We start from the raw sequence: 15,490 nt of genomic DNA, 5'->3' as shown, positions 1-15,490 counted from the left end.
CCTATTTTTTATAAAAGCTAAAGTAAGCCAAGGGGACGGTTCTTATGGTCTAAACTACTCTAACATCGTTGCCATGAGAACCGTCCCTGTGGAATACAAAAAAGATGCCCCACCCCAATGGACATCTTTTTCTAATGAACGTTATCCTATTTTCTCCTCTGTACCTGTTTCTGCAGAAGTAACATCCTCAATTGAAACAAACTCCTCCGACATTGGACGAAGTTTCTTGGAGCCTACTAAGAAATAGTAGACAATCGACACACCAAAAATCGTCAGAATCACACCCGCCAAAGGCAGCTGTAATCCAAACAATGGTAGAGTTGTCGTTAACACGCTGTATTTTACCACGCAGAAGAAAGAGAAAACACCCAATACTAATGCAATCGCCGGTACCACAGGATAGCTCACCTTAAATGGTCTTTCCAAATTCGGCTCCTTTTTCCGCAGCACAAACAACGAAACCATACTTAAGCAGTACATCGTAATCGCACCAAAAACGGATAGGATAATCAACGCATTTGCAAAGTTTGCTGAGCCTGCTGCGATCACGCCAATCGCTCCAGGAACAATCAAGCCCCAATGCGGCACCCCGCGTTTCGAAAGATTTGACAAAAACTTAGGCAGGTACCCTGCACGAGCTAGGGCAAACGTTTGACGAGAATAGCCTATAATAATACCATGCAAGCTGGCAATTAGACCAAATAAACCGATAATGGCAACGGATTTTGGGATAAAGCTGCCTTCTCCATAAATACTTGCCAATGCCTGAGGAAGTGGATAATCCGCTGGTTTACCTGTACCGCCGCCAAGTCCTGCCGTTACGACTAAGGTTAAAATCGTTGCCACACCAAGCGTTAAAATACCGGAAATAAAGCCTTTTGGAATATCCTTCTTCGGGTCGCGCACCTCTTCTGCTGCCATCGCTCCTCCCTCAATCGCAAGGAAGAACCAAATGGCAAATGGAATCGCTGCCAAAACACCGGACCAGCCATGACTAAAAGCCATATCATTAAAGATATTGGATGATTGAACATGAGGTAAACCGGCCACATAATAAATTGCGAGACCGATTAGTGCCAATACTGTTGCCACTAACTCAATGATAGCGGCACCTTTTACACCGATGAGGTTGACCAAAATAAATAAAATAAACATTCCGACCGTTGCATAAACGGCATTAATGCTTGGGATTAAAAAATTGATATACGCGCCAACCGAAACCGCAATCGCTGGAGGGGCAAATACGAATTCAAATAAACAGGCTAAACCGGTTATAAAACCCATAAACGGCCCCATTGCCTTTCGGGCATAGGCAGACGGCCCGCCTGCATGAGGGATGGAAGTTGAAAGCTCTGAATAACTAAAGATAAAGGTTGTATAAAAGACAATAATAATCAGTGCGGCAATGCCGAGGCCAATGGTGCCGCCTGATTCAAAACCGTAGTTCCAGCCAAAATATTGGCCGGAAATAACCATCCCTACGGCAATACCCCAGAGATGAATTGGTTTAAGCGCTTTCTGTAAATGGTTGTTTCCCTGCTCCATAAACCCTTCCCCTTTCAAAGTAAATCTCCTGGAAATATTAAACGATAACCATATCCCCTACAAGACTATTTCCCAAACTCGGTGTTACTAGTTTAATATAGAATTGTAGAGGGATTCACAGGTTATATTAACCAAATATTACAGTGTCTTCAAAATCGACATGACATTGCGAACAGATTGGGCTGATTGATCCAGGGCTGTTTTTTCTTCAGGGGTTAACGCAATTTCAATGACCGTTTCAATCCCATCGCCGCCGAGGATTGTTGGAACCCCTAGATATAAATCCTGATAGCCATATTCCCCTTCCAGATAGGCAATACATGGCAAGATTCGTTTTTTGTCCTTTAATATGGCTTCAGCCATTTGGACCATCGAAGCTGCCGGGGCGTAGTAGGCACTGCCTTGACCTAGCAAACTGACAATCTCGCCGCCGCCTTTACGCGTTCTTTCCACAATCGCTTCAATTCGGTGAGGCGGGAGAATTTTATCAAGCGGGATTCCGCCGGCATAAGAGAATCGAACCAATGGGACCATATCATCCCCATGCCCGCCAAGGACAAAACCCGAAATATCTTCCACTGACACATTCAATTCCTGGGCAACAAACGTATTGAAACGCGCTGTATCCAAGACACCGGACTGACCGATAACCCTATTTTTAGGAAACCCTGTTGTTTTATAACAAACATAGGTCATCGCATCTACGGGATTACTTAAAACGATAATATAGCTATTCGGGGCATATTTTTTAATATTTTCCGAGACTTGCTCAATAATCTTAGCATTGGTAGAAACCAAATCATCCCGGCTCATCCCAGGTTTCCGCGGCAGCCCTGCCGTGATTAACACCAAATCAGCATCCTGTATATCCGCATAATCTGAGGTACCGGTTATATTTGCATCAAAGCCTTGGACAGGACTGGCTTCTAGCATATCCAGTGCCTTCCCTTTGGTCGGATCGTTTTGAGACGGGATATCAACAAGAACGACATCTCCTAATTCTTTTTGGGCAATCATCAGCGCTGCTGTTGCACCAGTAAACCCTGCACCGACCACGGCAATTTTTTTACGTTTGAAAGCCATGTTTCCTCCTCCAATCTTTTAAAAATTATTCCGTTTGTGCTGGTGGCTCTTCTTGTTTTGCTCTTTGACCTCTTTTTACAGGCTTTGGTTTCTCTTCACTCTTTTTCAGCGTCTGCGCCAACATTTGCCCTACTCCCTCATCCGGACGCGGGATAACATGCGCAGTTACCAGCACCCCGACACTCTGAGCTGCATACTTGCCGGCATCGACCGCTGCCTGAACAGCCCCGACATCTCCTTCTACTAAAATCGAAATGAGTCCGGCATCCACGTTTTCTTTTTTAACTAAACGTACATCTGCTGCTTTGACCATTGCATCTGCGGCAACGATCGAAGCAATCAGCCCTCTTGTTTCAATCATTCCTAAGGCTTTTGACATCGTTTACGCACCTCCTTCTACATCAATCGAATCGATAATTCCGATAATGACAGCATCAATCGGCAGTCTCTGGTCACCGATAATATTTGCCGCCGCACTTCCCCTTGTGACCATCACTTTATCTCCCACTCCTGCACCAATCCGGTCCACCGCAATAAACGGTGAAAGGATAGGAGAACCGGATGGAAGCTCTGGCTGGACAAATAAATATTTTAATCCTGTTAGATTTTCTTCCTTCCTTGTCGCCCACACCTTTCCAATCACCGTTCCAACTAACAAAAAATCATCCCCTTAAACTAATCCATAACCTGGATGGTTTTTTTCAATTCTCTTGCAGCATCCCGTGCCAATGGCGTCACAATGGTGCCTTTGTGAACCGTAATCTTCTCGTACTGCCATGCCTGCACATCTCTTTTGGTTAAGAGATTTTTTTGAAAATTTACTGCTTTTGGTTCTTTTAGTTCAGGTAATACCTGATTGGTCACAGGCTGGGGTTTTACGAAAGGCTCCCCATCCTTGACAAGGAAACCCGCCTGACCGCTTGTAATGAATCCGGCATTGGCTTCATCGGTATCGATATGCATCTCAAGCCGATATCTCGGTGAAACCCTTATAAGAACTTTTTCAAACGAAACCGGTCGTTCCCCTTCTGTTCGGATTCGTACATACTCACCATTTTCTACGGCAAAATAAGCGGCATCCTCTGGGTGCATATGAATATGAGCCTGGGCAATGATCAGTCCTTCATTTTTGAAAATACTTCCTTTGGGCCCTACGAGAGTAATCGGTGCAGAACCAGCAATATTGCCCGATTCCCTTACGGGCGGATTCACCCCAAGCTTTACTGCGTCCGTTCTGCTGACTTCCACCTGTGTTAAAGAGCGGGCCGGACCGAGGATTCGCACTTTTTCAATGCTTCCTCTTGGTCCGACAATGACCACCGTTTCATTGGCCGCAAATTGACCGGGCTGAGACAAGTCCGCTTTTTTCGTTAACTCATACCCTTTGCCAAATAGCGTTTCTAAATCAGCTTGGCTTAAGTGGCAATGGCGTGCAGAGACAGCCATCGGGATTGTATTTTTTCGGGAGTCCTTTTTTAACAATTGCTGAATCACTTCTTCAACTACCGTTCGAATGGCTTGTTCATTCATCGAATTGGCTCCTTACTTCTTACACTTCCGCTTCTAATTTTGGTAAAATGCTCTCCAATTCGTTGTGCGGACGTGGGATGACATGAACTGATAATAGTTCACCAACACGTTCTGCTGCCGCCGCACCTGCCTCAGTTGCCGCTTTAACCGCACCTACATCTCCGCGGACAAGAACCGTTACAAGCCCGCCGCCAACATGTACTTTACCGATTAAATGTACGTTTGCTGCCTTTACCATTGCATCTGCCGCTTCCACGGATGCTACCAAACCTTTTGTTTCCACCATTCCTAATGCTGTTAATTCTCTAGCCATTGTAAATTCCTCCTATTAATTCATTTGATATTTTTTTAATACTTGATTTACCAATTCAGAAATTACCTGTGAATCAAGCTGGCCCGCTCCATTCACATTGTTTAAAACCTGATTTACAATCTCGTCTACTTGGTTGCTTGCAATCCATTGTGGAGCAGGGCTTTTGCTGGATGGTTTTGGAACGTCTACCTCTTTTGTTCCATAGGCCATTCTTTTGATATTTATTAAATGGCGGGCCGTTAGATTGTCTGATGTAATATTACCGCCAAATGATCCACAGCCAAGAGTCAGCGATGGCATCAATTCCGTTGTGGCACCAACTGCACCAATGGAAGAAAGTGTATTCACCATCAGTCGTGATACTGGCATTTCTAACGCAAATTCACGGGCAACCTTGTCATCATCGGTGTGAAGCGATAAGCTATGTCCCATCCCGCCTAAATTTAAGATTTTCACACAAAGCTCTTTTGCACTTTCATAGCTTTCTGCTGTATAAATTGGAAAGATCGGCGACAGTTTTTCAATGGAGAAAGGAACGTCCTTCCCTATCCGCGTTTCTTCTGCAATTAATATCGTTGTGTCGACTGGAACGGAAATACCTGCTAATTCCCCAATCTTGACAGCACTTTGACCTACAATTGCCGGATTCAGATGACCTGGCAATGGTGAGATCACCTTTTCTAAAAGTGATTTCTCCTGCTTATTTAAGAAATAGGCACCATTCTTTTTAAACTCCCTTACGGCCATTTCTTTCACATTCTTGTCAACCACAATGGCCTGTTCCGTTGCACAAATCGTTCCGTTATCAAACGTTTTGCTTTGGACAATCATTTTGACCGCTTTTTGGATATTTGCGGTTTTTTCGATATAGACGGGAACGTTTCCAGGGCCGACCCCATATGCAGGCTTACCTGAACTGTAGGCAGCACGGACTAAATCTTTTCCGCCAGTTGCTAAAATCAAATCAATATCACGATGACGCATTAATTCAGTGGTTGCTGCCATAGTTGGTTTCGAGATCCAGCCGATAATTCCATCCGGCGCTCCCGCTTCAACGGCTGCCTCCAAACAAATCTTTAAAGCGGCGACTGAGCATTTCACTGCCCGCGGATGCGGACTAAATACGATTCCGTTTCTTGTTTTTAAGGCGATTAATGCTTTAAAAATCGCACTTGAAGTTGGATTTGTCGTTGGAATGATCCCTGCAATCACCCCAAAAGGTGAGGCGACTTCCACGATTCTCTTTTTACGGTCCTCGTTAATGATTCCAACTGTCTTTTCGTTTTTTATAGATTCATAGACAGCAAGTGAACCGACGTCATTTTTCATTTTTTTATGTTCGACCACACCCATCCCGGTTTCTTCGACCGCCATCTGGGCTAATTCAAGTGATTTGGCAGCAGCCGCTTCGGCAGCCCGTTTTACAATTTCGTCGACTTTTTCTTGAGAAAACGCCAAGTACTTTTGCTGTGCTTCTTTTGCTTTCTGAAGTGCATCCCGCATTTCCTGAATGGATTGTAGATCTAAATCAAATGGCAACAGGGACACTCCTTTCTCTCTTGTTTTTTTACCACTTACTAACAATTTTTCGAGACTTACGACATTCGCTGGATATTATTTGGAAACTACACTAATCTCCAATAATTAATACTGCCGTGGATTTCTCGCAATCTCGATAATGACATCACGAAAAGCATCTGCTGCCGCTTGGCATGCCGATTGCGACCCGGTCAATAGCCCTCCTCCAAAGTTTGTTTCCGAAGGCGGTCCAAAAAACTTCACCAGCTCTACATCCGCAGCCTTTAACGCCGCATCAATTCCATACACTGCCTCAAGCGGCGGAGCAATCAAATAGGCTAGTGCTTCTCCTTGATTAATCCCTGCCTCAGCTGATAGATAAGAACCGGTTCTTGCCACCACATGGGCATACAATGCATGGCTTTTTTCGTCATTTATGGCTTCAAAATACGCTTCATTTTCTGCGGTTTGAATCACCGCATCCATCCCACTTTTCACTTCATCTGGACTTGGACCTGCCAACACGCCAATCATTTCCCCAGATAATGGCCCTGAGGCATGCGCGGAACCTGCGTAGAAGGACTTTGCATAGACAACATCAACATCAGCGCGTTTCGTTGCTTCATCAAGAGCTGTATAGCCGACATCGTCAATCGTGGAGGTAAAAATCGCTAAACTCCTTTGATGGGGCTTTAACTGAAACTGTGCGGATAAAGCAGGGTCAACATTTGGAATAATCCGAACAGCCAAGATTTCTGCATGAATTCGTTCTAATGCCATTTATTAACCCTCCCCTTATTGTTCTTTTTGTACCAGCGAAACACCGCTAGCTTCATATTTTAATATTTTTTGCACGACCGTTCCGATATAGGCGCCGGCCTCCACCGGTGGAATGCCACCCTTATGAATATTGGAGATTACCATCCGGTCGGCCTCAATGGTGCCTTGGCGTGGTTCGTAACAGAGATACGCACTTAACGATTCCGCACTCACGAGACCTGGACGTTCACCAATCAAGTAAACAATCACTTTCGGTGTTAGGATCTCCCCAACATCATCCATTGCCGCGACCCGGCCTTTTTCGATAAAAAATGGTGTTCCGACATCGAGCCCTAAGCTTTGAAGCGATTGATTAAGAGATAAATAGACATCCTCTAAATTTTCCTCGACCGCTTTCGAACTTAAGCCGTCAGAAACAATAATTTGAACAGTCGGAGACTTTTTACATTTTTGATCAATTAATTGTTTTGCCTCATCAGAGAGCTTTCGGCCGAAGTCAGGACGTCGGACATAGACCTCTTTATCGGAAACCTTCGTGTTCACTTTTAATAAGGATAAGCTTTCAAGTATTTTCGGATCGACATCACCATAAACGGCATCGACTGCCGCCGCATGGTCAAAGCGAAACTTCAGCCAAGTGTCCGTTTTAGGCCTTAATCCCGCACGGCCGACGCCAATTCTTGCCGGTGTTTTGCTAATTAAAAGATCCAGCTCTTCCTTATTAAACGGATTTTCAAGTCCAACAGGCGGCTTTGGTTCAAGAAGTATTTCTTGTTCATGGACTGACACCACGCAGCCCGGTCTTTGATTGCATTCAGTTTCAACATGATTCGTCCGGTGGTTCCAAAATTTCACTTCCACTTTTGCCGGTGGATCATCATTCGTTATTTTCTTACCTTCTTCCACCACCGCATCGCCAGCAGAGGTCTTCGTCTGCAATTTTTCAACCACCATTTTGGTGATTTGTTCCACTAACTCAGGATTCACTCCTTACACCTCCTATCGCGAAAAAATCGTCGGGTCGCCTGCATATTTACTTAATTTCCCGTTTTCAAAAATCCCCATTTTCTCCAGCCATGCTTCAAATGATGGTGCCGGCCGTTTATTCAGCGTCTGTCTTAATGTCGCAACATCGTGATAACTTAAGCTCTGGTAATTGAGCATACAATCATCACCCATTGGCGCAGCGATAATAAAATTCACCCCTGCCGCGGAAAGCAGCACGCCAAGATCTTCAATGTCATTCTGGTCTGCTTTAATATGGTTCGTATAGCAAATATCAACGCCCATTGGAATGCCATGCATTTTTCCCATAAAATGATCTTCAAGACCGGCTCGAATCACTTGTTTGTTGTTGTATAAATACTCTGGGCCGATAAAGCCGACAACAGTATTGACAATATACGGGTCATAGTAGCGGGCAAAGCCATAATTCCGGGATTCCAATGTCATTTGGTCGATACCATAATGAGCTTCGGCGGATAATTCCGATCCTTGACCTGTCTCAAAATACAAGCGTTGTGGACCCGTTCCTGTACCGTATATTTTCGCCATTTCATTGGCTTCCTCCAATAAGGAAGCTGTAATCCCGAAAGAACGATTCGCCGCTTCGGTTCCGGCAATACTCTGGAAAATCATATCTGCCGGAGCCCCCTGCTGGACTGCTTTCATTTGAGCCGTCACATGGGCAAGCACACAGTTTTGCGTTGGAATTTCCCATTTTTGAATAAAGTCATGTGTCGCATGCAATAACCGTTTGACACTTTCAACGGAGTCATCTACCGGGTTTATTCCAATTACGGCATCTCCAATCCCATAGGCAAGCCCCTCTTTCATTGAGGCCATCATTCCCTCGACATTATCCGTCGGATGGTTTGGCTGCAATCTAGAGGCTAAGACTCCTTTTTGACCAATCGTAATATTGCATTTGGTTAAAACTTCAATCTTATCGGCGGCATGGACTAAATCGAGGTTGGACATGATCTTTGCCACCGCTGCAATCATTTCACTATTCAGACCTCGGCTGAGGCGTTTCAAGTCTTCACCGGTTGTTGTATCGTTCAGGATATACTCGCGAAGCTCCGAAACAGACCAATTTTTAATCGATTGATAGACGGGTTCGTTGATCTGACTCTCGATAATCCTTGTAACCTCATCCTCTTCAGGAGATAGCAAAGGATTTTCCCTAATATCTTTTAGTGTTAAATAGCTTAACACTTGTTTTGCTGCAATTCGTTCCTGAACGGTCTCAGCAGCAATCCCTGCTAAGCGGTCGCCGGATTTTTCTTCATTAGCTTTCGCCAATAAATCCTTTAGTGAGGAAAATTGATAGACGGCACCTAAATAGGTGGACTTTAATCTCATAAGAATGCCCCCTTTCGTCATTTCTGGAATGTTAATGTTTTTATGATGACAGGAACAACATCGGATTCGAGCACTTGGCCTATATCCAAATAGTCCCCATTTTCTACTTTAATTTGATCAATACAAATGATGGATTGCACCGGAGCCTTTCGCTTGAGTGTTTGCCCGAGAACTTTTGCATAATCCCGGTCAAGCACAAGGACCAAGGCTTGCGCTTGATTCGGTTTTTGTTTCATTGCATTGAGGATGGATTCAGCAAATTCCTCGATTTCACGGAATCTTAAGTAAGGCAGTTCTGAAAAATAAACCGCAAAATTCTGTCCCTCACGCTGCGGGTCATAGAGATCGAGTGCTTCCTCAATCCGCTTAGATAATTGGTTTATTTCTGTTTCAAAATCACCCTCGAATTGAATCTGATAAACCGGCAAGTTTTTCATCGGCAATTTACGATGATCAGCTTCAATCGTTGCGCCGCTGATTTCAGTCGTTTGCATTCCGGCACCCAGCACTGTGGCCCGAACCGTTTCCTGCGGCTTTACCCAAGTCCACCCAGCAAGACTTGAGCTTTCCGTTAAGGAGGCGGCTAACATCAACCCGATATCATCGTACCCGTCTGTCAGTATGGTTCCGGTCTCATGCCGATAAATGCATTCACTTATCCCGCCAGAGAACATAATTGCTTCAATATCTTCCACCCAGTTTGGTTCATGACCTAGCAGCAACGTTAGATCCTCGTTTGTGAGTGCCTTATTTAACATCCGTGCAATGACATCTGCCATAAAATCGGTTACTTGTTTTATCGCTGATGGATTTATGGTTTGCCCCTCCACCATCCATGAATCCCATTGTCGCAGTAAATTCTTAACAGGCGGAGAAATATTCTGGATTTTGTTATCATTAAACTCCATTAATCTGCCGCCTACATGAAGCGTACATGTTCCACAAAGTCTGCCAGATTTATAGACGGCCACATTGGCGGTACCCCCGCCGATATCGATATTGGCAATAACCTTCCCCGTATCTTTCGAATATTCATAGGCGCCCGATCCCTTAGCGGCAATCATTCCTTCTAAGTCAGGACCAGCTGTTGCAACTAGAAACTCCCCAGCCTGGTCAGACAGCTGATGCAGCATGACTTCTGCATTTGACTTTGTGGCTGTTTCACCCGTAATAATCACTGCCCCCGTTTGAATATCCTTCGGCTCAATACCTGCTTCCTGATATTCCTTTCTGACAAGGTCTTCAATTTTTTCAATATCAATCGTGGTTGGTGAAAGCAGTGGTGTCCGGTAAATCGGGCTGCGATGGATGACCTGTTTGTCAATAATTTCAATTCGCGGCACATGTGCCCCGCCAGCCATATTCATTAATGTGAACCGGCTGATTACCAGCTTTGTAGTACTTGTACCTATATCGATTCCCGCACTGATCATTTCTTCTTTTTGCGGGCCTTTGAACTTCATCTCAACTCCCCCAAAAAACAAAAAGCGCCCCTAGTAAACTATCCAAAATTAGATAGTTTAAAAGAGGCGCCATTGCCATTAAATTCATTTGTATTCATAATATAAATTATTTTCTGGATATTGTAAAGGTTTTCATTTAAAAAATAACAAATGGGGATGGATTTCCTTCAAGATAGTGCTTTATTTCCTGTGTTGAACGGAAGTTTACTAGATTCCGAATCTCTTCTATTCCTTCATTTTCTAGAGATGAGGTAATGACAATCGGACCTTTGGTTACGATTACCTTTTTTAAAAAAGAAATGGCTAGTTCAACGTCAGCCTGGTCTGAATCACTTTTTGTCACGACCCCAATGGGGATTTTATTGATTCCGCTGCTGAATCCAGGCGGGAAAATCATTTTCTTCTTTGTCGCATCCTGTAAATACAGGACATGGGTCACCTCTAATGCCGTTGCCATGATATTTTTATAGTAGAATGGGTTTTCACAATATTCTCCTGGTGTATCTACAATCCAATCATAATAAATCAGGGACTGCGTTTTTACAGCAGGCACTTCCCGGCTAAGCAATGCATTCGTTAACGTCGATTTTCCCGCCCCAATGGAACCGATCAGCATGGCTCGGTTCTTTTTCATCATCAGTTTTCCTCCTTTCCCCGAAAAATTCTTTTTTCTATTCTATGACTTCGTGATCTCGGCCGGGGTATATTTCAGCGTACCCTGCAAAAAACGGTTGATTTCTTGCATTGCCATTTCTACCTCAGAAACATTGCCCACAATCACAAGACTTCCAGTAAAGCGATCCAAAAATCCTAACTTGACATTAGCCGATTTGGTGGCTAAATCTCCGGCAATAATCACCGTCTCACTTGGGGTCAGCGTCAAAATCCCTAATGCCCCAGCCTCCTGGATCCCCAGTTTTTCAAACATATCCTGATCCGGATTTGCGATAATATGGCTTAAAGTGACCTGTTTCCCTGGGACAAACTCCTGTATAAACCGCTTTTTCTCTTCGTTCACGACAAACCCGCCTCTCAAATTAATAAAAAAATGCCTAATAGATTTTATTTTCAGAAAAAATAAAATCTACTAAGCATCATTGCTTCAGCTATTCACTTGTAAACTAACTTGAGTACTTCAAAATAATGTACTTTGCCACTTTTTCCAATGGCATTTGTTTTTTCATGCTGAGGTCTCTCATCTTATTGTAAGCTATTTCTTCAGGTAAATTCAATTGTTTCATTAATATTCCTTTTGCTTTTTCTACGAGCTTTCGGTTTTTCAGTTCCCGATTCATTTCTTCTACTTTTTCTTTGTAAAGGATCGCATTTTCAGCCTGCTTCAAAGCAATTTCAACCGCCGGAATCAAGTTAGCCTCCGAAATTGGCTTTACAAGATACCCTAAAATATTTGCCTGCTTCGCTTTTTCTATATATTCCTTTTGACTATAGGCCGTTAACAGCAAAATCGGGATATTGAATTTGTTGGTAATAATCTCACTGGCCTTTAAACCGTTCAGCTTCGGCATTTTAATATCCATGATCATTAAGTCAGGCTTAAGGCTGTAGGCCAATTCAATTGCTTTCTCGCCATCAGCTGCTTCCGCCACAACATCGTAGCCCGCATCCTTTAACATGAGGGAAACATCCAATCGGACGAGGGACTCATCTTCCACTACAATAATTCGCTTTTTCATTCTTTAAACCTCCCTCACAAAGGGAAATTCTACGATTGCTTCCGTTCCTTCCCTTGTTCCTTCAATGAAAAAATGGCCCGATAAATCGTGTTCAACCATCATTTTAACGATATCAAGTCCTAATGACGGCTTCATGGAAGGAGTATAGCCTATTCCATTATCTATTACGAGGACTCTTACTGCAGAAGCCTCCTCCTGGATGACTACATCAATTTGGCCCTCAGTCATCTTCGCAAATGCATGCTTCACACAATTTTGGATTAATTCATTGATAACCAGAGCAACGGAAACAGCTAGATTCGATTTAATAAGCATCTTTGGGCCGGAATAGTTGATCGAAATCAATTTTCCTTCATGATCTTCACTAAAGACCAGCATATTCCCGATTTTTTCTATTAAACTAACAAGTTCTACATCATCCTGATTTTCAGAATTAGATAAGATGATTTCATAGACAGAGGCAATACTTAAAATTCGGTTAAGGCTCTTGATAAAATGAAACTTGCTTTCTTCGGGGACCCCTCTTCGCATCTGCAGCCGAAGAAGACTCGCTACCGTTTGCAAGTTATTTTTTACGCGATGATGGATTTCCCGGATAGCAACGGTCTTTACGGTAAGCTCCCTCTCTTTTTCGCGCAACTCTGTTAAGTCACGAAAAATGATAAATGATCCGCTATTTTTCTCATGCTGAACAAGAGCAATTTTTTTCATTTGAAAGACTTTATTTTGAATGATGATTTCTTGGACCACAAGTTCATCCGGCTGCCTGCATATTTCTGCAAGGTTAGGAAAATAGGAAGTAAAAAGATTGCCGCTTTTACATTCCTCCGAACACATTTCTAAAACAAGATTCATCGCAGCCGGATTTGAATATTGAATCCGTAAATCCTCGTCAATGATGAATAGAGCTTCCTCAATCACTTCCGGGATAAAAGGACGATTTTCAGCCATTCCCAATAAGAGTTCGCTAAGCGTCTCATTCGCTTCTGTTAACGCTTTCAGTTTGTTTTGATTTTGGAGCTTATCACTGTTGTCTTTCTCCATGATCAACGCGCCAATCACACTGTTATGGATTCCAACAATCGGCACAACGCTTTGTTCGACTTTTTTCCCTTCCTGGGTTAAGGCATGATTGAGAAAAAGTGGCTTACCCGTCCGATACGCATAAAATACAGCAGGCTCAAACGTTTCGTAGGCAAACTTTCCGACTACCGAATTTTTATAGACAGAATTGGCCGTTGCAGGTGCTGCCTCTGCCACCACAATAGCATGCTTTTTTTCTCTTGTTTGACAATCGACAAATACATTTGCTTGATTTAAATCGGCAATTAATTGCAGGTTTTGAACCACTTCTTGGATCTTTTGAATGTCTTGTTCCGAAAGGTCTGTGTGAAGCTGACATAGAGTTTCAACGGTGTTCATCTTAGTTTTAAACATGTCTTAGCCCCAATCTTAATATTCCGATATATAAAAATATTTTATATATCATTTATATTAGTGTCAATCTTCTGTTTTTTTCAACTCTTTTACCCGTTTGTTGAACAAATAAAAGAAAGGTTCCCCTAATGGAAGAACCTCTTTTTGATAGGATATTACAATTAGTAAAAAACGTTTTTATATACTATAATTATGAAGATAATATTAAAAAAATTTTTGAAAAAAGCTAATAAATCAACCTTATTAGCTTCTCATTCTTACTGCATAAGGATAAATTGGATCTTTTAATTGAAATTCATAAGTAAGACCATCTACAATTCCAACTACTTTTTCGCTATCGTAAAGATCAAGCATAAATCCAGCCATTTCTTTGGCTGTATGGTATTTAGGAAGAAGTCCTTCAAACTTAACATTTTCTTCTAAATCATTCGATACTTTTGCAAATTCAGTTTCAGTTGCAGCAGGAGCTAATACTTTTGCTTGCATGCTTGCACCTTTCTCTTTTAATTCATGTGCAAGCCCTTCGGTAAAGGCACTTACAAACCATATTCGGGATTCCTGTTTCCTCTGTTCCTAGACCATATATTTCTTGTCCAAAAATATCTCCCAAACCATACTGCTTTAAAAACTCCCTATAACTTTTAGGGAATTTCACCTTTAATTTATTTTCTGCATCAATAATTGTTTGTTCATCGATTTCACCAATAAAGTCAGCTTCTTCTAAATTAGCTTCTATAATTTCTAATGCTTTATTTATCGACATTTATTCTCCTCCATACTACTCCATTTTTAGATTTATTTTATCACTATTCCTTCTTCAAGTAACCTGCCCCGTTAGTGGAACAAGAAAAGAGCCTGCCGCCGCAGCCCCTTTGTTAAACTCTTGCACCCGTTTGTTTAAGTACAATGCTTCACAAACACTTTTTGCTCCACAAAACAGTCCCGTCAGTAGACAATGGAAAAGGCGATGCCACTTTAGAGCATCGCACCGTTAATGAACAGTAACTGAATAAATTAATATCTATTTGAATTATTTTTCCGAATGCGAAGAAAGACCCCGTCCGATAAGGTTTGCAGAAACAGGTTTTCTTCCCAATTCTCTTTCCCAAATTGATAATTGTCCAATATGGTGAATTTCGTGAGCAATGGCATGTCTCATAATTTCACCCCAAGTATCTGTTACAATTCTTCCATCTGGAAGGGTATCGTAAAATAATTGATTTTCCATACTAGCATCCCAGTTGTTCACAAAGTTCTCCACTTCTAAATGAAATTCTGCGTCCAATTTTCGAACCTTGTTCAAGCTTTTATAATTATTGAAACTCTCCTGAAAGTCAGTCTTACCCTGTAAGAGACGTATCCAGCTCCACTCAACATCAACAATATGGAAAAGTGTATGTAATATACTTCCCATTCCACCCGTTCGGTTTTGCAAAAGCTCTTCTTCACTTAACTCTTCACACCAACGATACCAGTCTTCTCTTACCATCCAGTTATATCTAAAAAGTGTTTGCAATAAAACCCCTCCGCAATAAGAAAATAAATTAACCGATAAAATATACTTTAGGAATGTTAAAAAACCTTATTTAATATGACTATTTCAACAAACATAGTATAAATTCTTTGTTCAACTAAACTGCCCCGTTAGTGCAATAAAAAAGGGATCGCCGCAGCCATCCCCGTTCTTAAACTCTAGCACCCGATAGTTGAATAACAATCAATGTATATTCAGCAGTTTTATTAATGCTAAAAGTGTTATGCAT

Annotated in this window: 17 protein-coding genes and 1 pseudogene; all 18 read right to left on the bottom strand. The window is 42.4% G+C overall.

Annotated features, from left to right (window positions below; translation table 11 throughout):
- Positions 1 to 141: 141 nt before the first annotated feature.
- The gene (gene eat / locus LC455_RS20590) at positions 142 to 1,545 is read right to left on the bottom strand and encodes an ethanolamine permease (RefSeq protein WP_223593562.1); all 1,404 of its coding nucleotides are present in this window, start codon (positions 1,543 to 1,545) and stop codon (positions 142 to 144) included.
- 138 nt (positions 1,546 to 1,683) lie between these two features.
- The gene (mdh, locus tag LC455_RS20585; RefSeq protein WP_223593560.1) at positions 1,684 to 2,628 is read right to left on the bottom strand and encodes a malate dehydrogenase; all 945 of its coding nucleotides are present in this window, start codon (positions 2,626 to 2,628) and stop codon (positions 1,684 to 1,686) included.
- A gap of 25 nt (positions 2,629 to 2,653) precedes the next feature.
- The gene (locus LC455_RS20580; RefSeq protein ID WP_223593558.1) at positions 2,654 to 3,007 is read right to left on the bottom strand and encodes a BMC domain-containing protein; all 354 of its coding nucleotides are present in this window, start codon (positions 3,005 to 3,007) and stop codon (positions 2,654 to 2,656) included.
- A gap of 3 nt (positions 3,008 to 3,010) precedes the next feature.
- Entirely contained in the window at positions 3,011 to 3,286 is a 276-nt protein-coding gene (locus tag LC455_RS20575; RefSeq protein ID WP_223593556.1) for a EutN/CcmL family microcompartment protein, read from the bottom strand.
- A 17-nt stretch (positions 3,287 to 3,303) separates the two neighbouring features.
- The gene (locus LC455_RS20570; protein ID WP_223593554.1) at positions 3,304 to 4,158 is read right to left on the bottom strand and encodes a phosphate propanoyltransferase; all 855 of its coding nucleotides are present in this window, start codon (positions 4,156 to 4,158) and stop codon (positions 3,304 to 3,306) included.
- Positions 4,159 to 4,177: 19 nt separating this feature from the next.
- Entirely contained in the window at positions 4,178 to 4,471 is a 294-nt protein-coding gene (locus LC455_RS20565; RefSeq protein WP_223593553.1) for a BMC domain-containing protein, read from the bottom strand.
- Positions 4,472 to 4,486: 15 nt separating this feature from the next.
- Positions 4,487 to 6,010, bottom strand: coding sequence for an aldehyde dehydrogenase family protein (locus tag LC455_RS20560; protein WP_223593552.1), 1,524 nt, complete (start codon positions 6,008 to 6,010; stop codon positions 4,487 to 4,489).
- A gap of 105 nt (positions 6,011 to 6,115) precedes the next feature.
- Positions 6,116 to 6,769, bottom strand: coding sequence for an ethanolamine utilization microcompartment protein EutL (gene eutL / locus LC455_RS20555; RefSeq protein ID WP_223593551.1), 654 nt, complete (start codon positions 6,767 to 6,769; stop codon positions 6,116 to 6,118).
- Between the two features lie 15 nt (positions 6,770 to 6,784).
- Positions 6,785 to 7,756 carry an ethanolamine ammonia-lyase subunit EutC gene (gene eutC, locus LC455_RS20550; protein WP_223593549.1) on the bottom strand — a complete coding sequence of 324 codons (972 nt, stop codon included), beginning with the start codon at positions 7,754 to 7,756 and terminating at the stop codon, positions 6,785 to 6,787.
- Positions 7,757 to 7,768: 12 nt separating this feature from the next.
- Positions 7,769 to 9,133: an ethanolamine ammonia-lyase subunit EutB gene (locus tag LC455_RS20545; RefSeq protein ID WP_223593548.1), complete on the bottom strand. Its 1,365-nt coding sequence runs from the start codon at positions 9,131 to 9,133 to the stop codon at positions 7,769 to 7,771.
- Between the two features lie 17 nt (positions 9,134 to 9,150).
- Complete coding sequence (locus tag LC455_RS20540) at positions 9,151 to 10,596, bottom strand: ethanolamine ammonia-lyase reactivating factor EutA (RefSeq protein ID WP_223593546.1); 1,446 nt, start codon at positions 10,594 to 10,596, stop codon at positions 9,151 to 9,153.
- 136 nt (positions 10,597 to 10,732) lie between these two features.
- Positions 10,733 to 11,233: a EutP/PduV family microcompartment system protein gene (locus LC455_RS20535; protein WP_223593545.1), complete on the bottom strand. Its 501-nt coding sequence runs from the start codon at positions 11,231 to 11,233 to the stop codon at positions 10,733 to 10,735.
- 39 nt (positions 11,234 to 11,272) lie between these two features.
- Positions 11,273 to 11,614: an ethanolamine utilization microcompartment protein EutS gene (gene eutS / locus LC455_RS20530; protein ID WP_223593543.1), complete on the bottom strand. Its 342-nt coding sequence runs from the start codon at positions 11,612 to 11,614 to the stop codon at positions 11,273 to 11,275.
- 103 nt (positions 11,615 to 11,717) lie between these two features.
- A complete protein-coding gene (locus tag LC455_RS20525; RefSeq protein WP_223593541.1) occupies positions 11,718 to 12,290 on the bottom strand; it encodes an ANTAR domain-containing response regulator in 573 nt (190 codons plus the stop codon).
- Positions 12,291 to 12,293: 3 nt separating this feature from the next.
- Positions 12,294 to 13,727 carry a sensor histidine kinase gene (locus LC455_RS20520; RefSeq protein ID WP_223593539.1) on the bottom strand — a complete coding sequence of 478 codons (1,434 nt, stop codon included), beginning with the start codon at positions 13,725 to 13,727 and terminating at the stop codon, positions 12,294 to 12,296.
- 243 nt (positions 13,728 to 13,970) lie between these two features.
- A pseudogene (locus LC455_RS20515) lies at positions 13,971 to 14,273 on the bottom strand (SDR family NAD(P)-dependent oxidoreductase); the annotation flags it as partial.
- Positions 14,236 to 14,490: an SMI1/KNR4 family protein gene (locus LC455_RS20510; RefSeq protein WP_223593537.1), complete on the bottom strand. Its 255-nt coding sequence runs from the start codon at positions 14,488 to 14,490 to the stop codon at positions 14,236 to 14,238. The pseudogene LC455_RS20515 and the gene LC455_RS20510, both read right to left, overlap by 38 nt.
- 267 nt (positions 14,491 to 14,757) lie before the next feature.
- Positions 14,758 to 15,243 carry a DinB family protein gene (locus LC455_RS20505; protein WP_223593535.1) on the bottom strand — a complete coding sequence of 162 codons (486 nt, stop codon included), beginning with the start codon at positions 15,241 to 15,243 and terminating at the stop codon, positions 14,758 to 14,760.
- Between the last annotated feature and the right edge of the window lie 247 nt (positions 15,244 to 15,490).

Source organism: Neobacillus bataviensis (assembly GCF_019969725.1).
The sequence above is the reverse complement of the archived record's forward strand: the minus strand, read 5'-3'. Positions and strand labels throughout refer to the sequence as shown.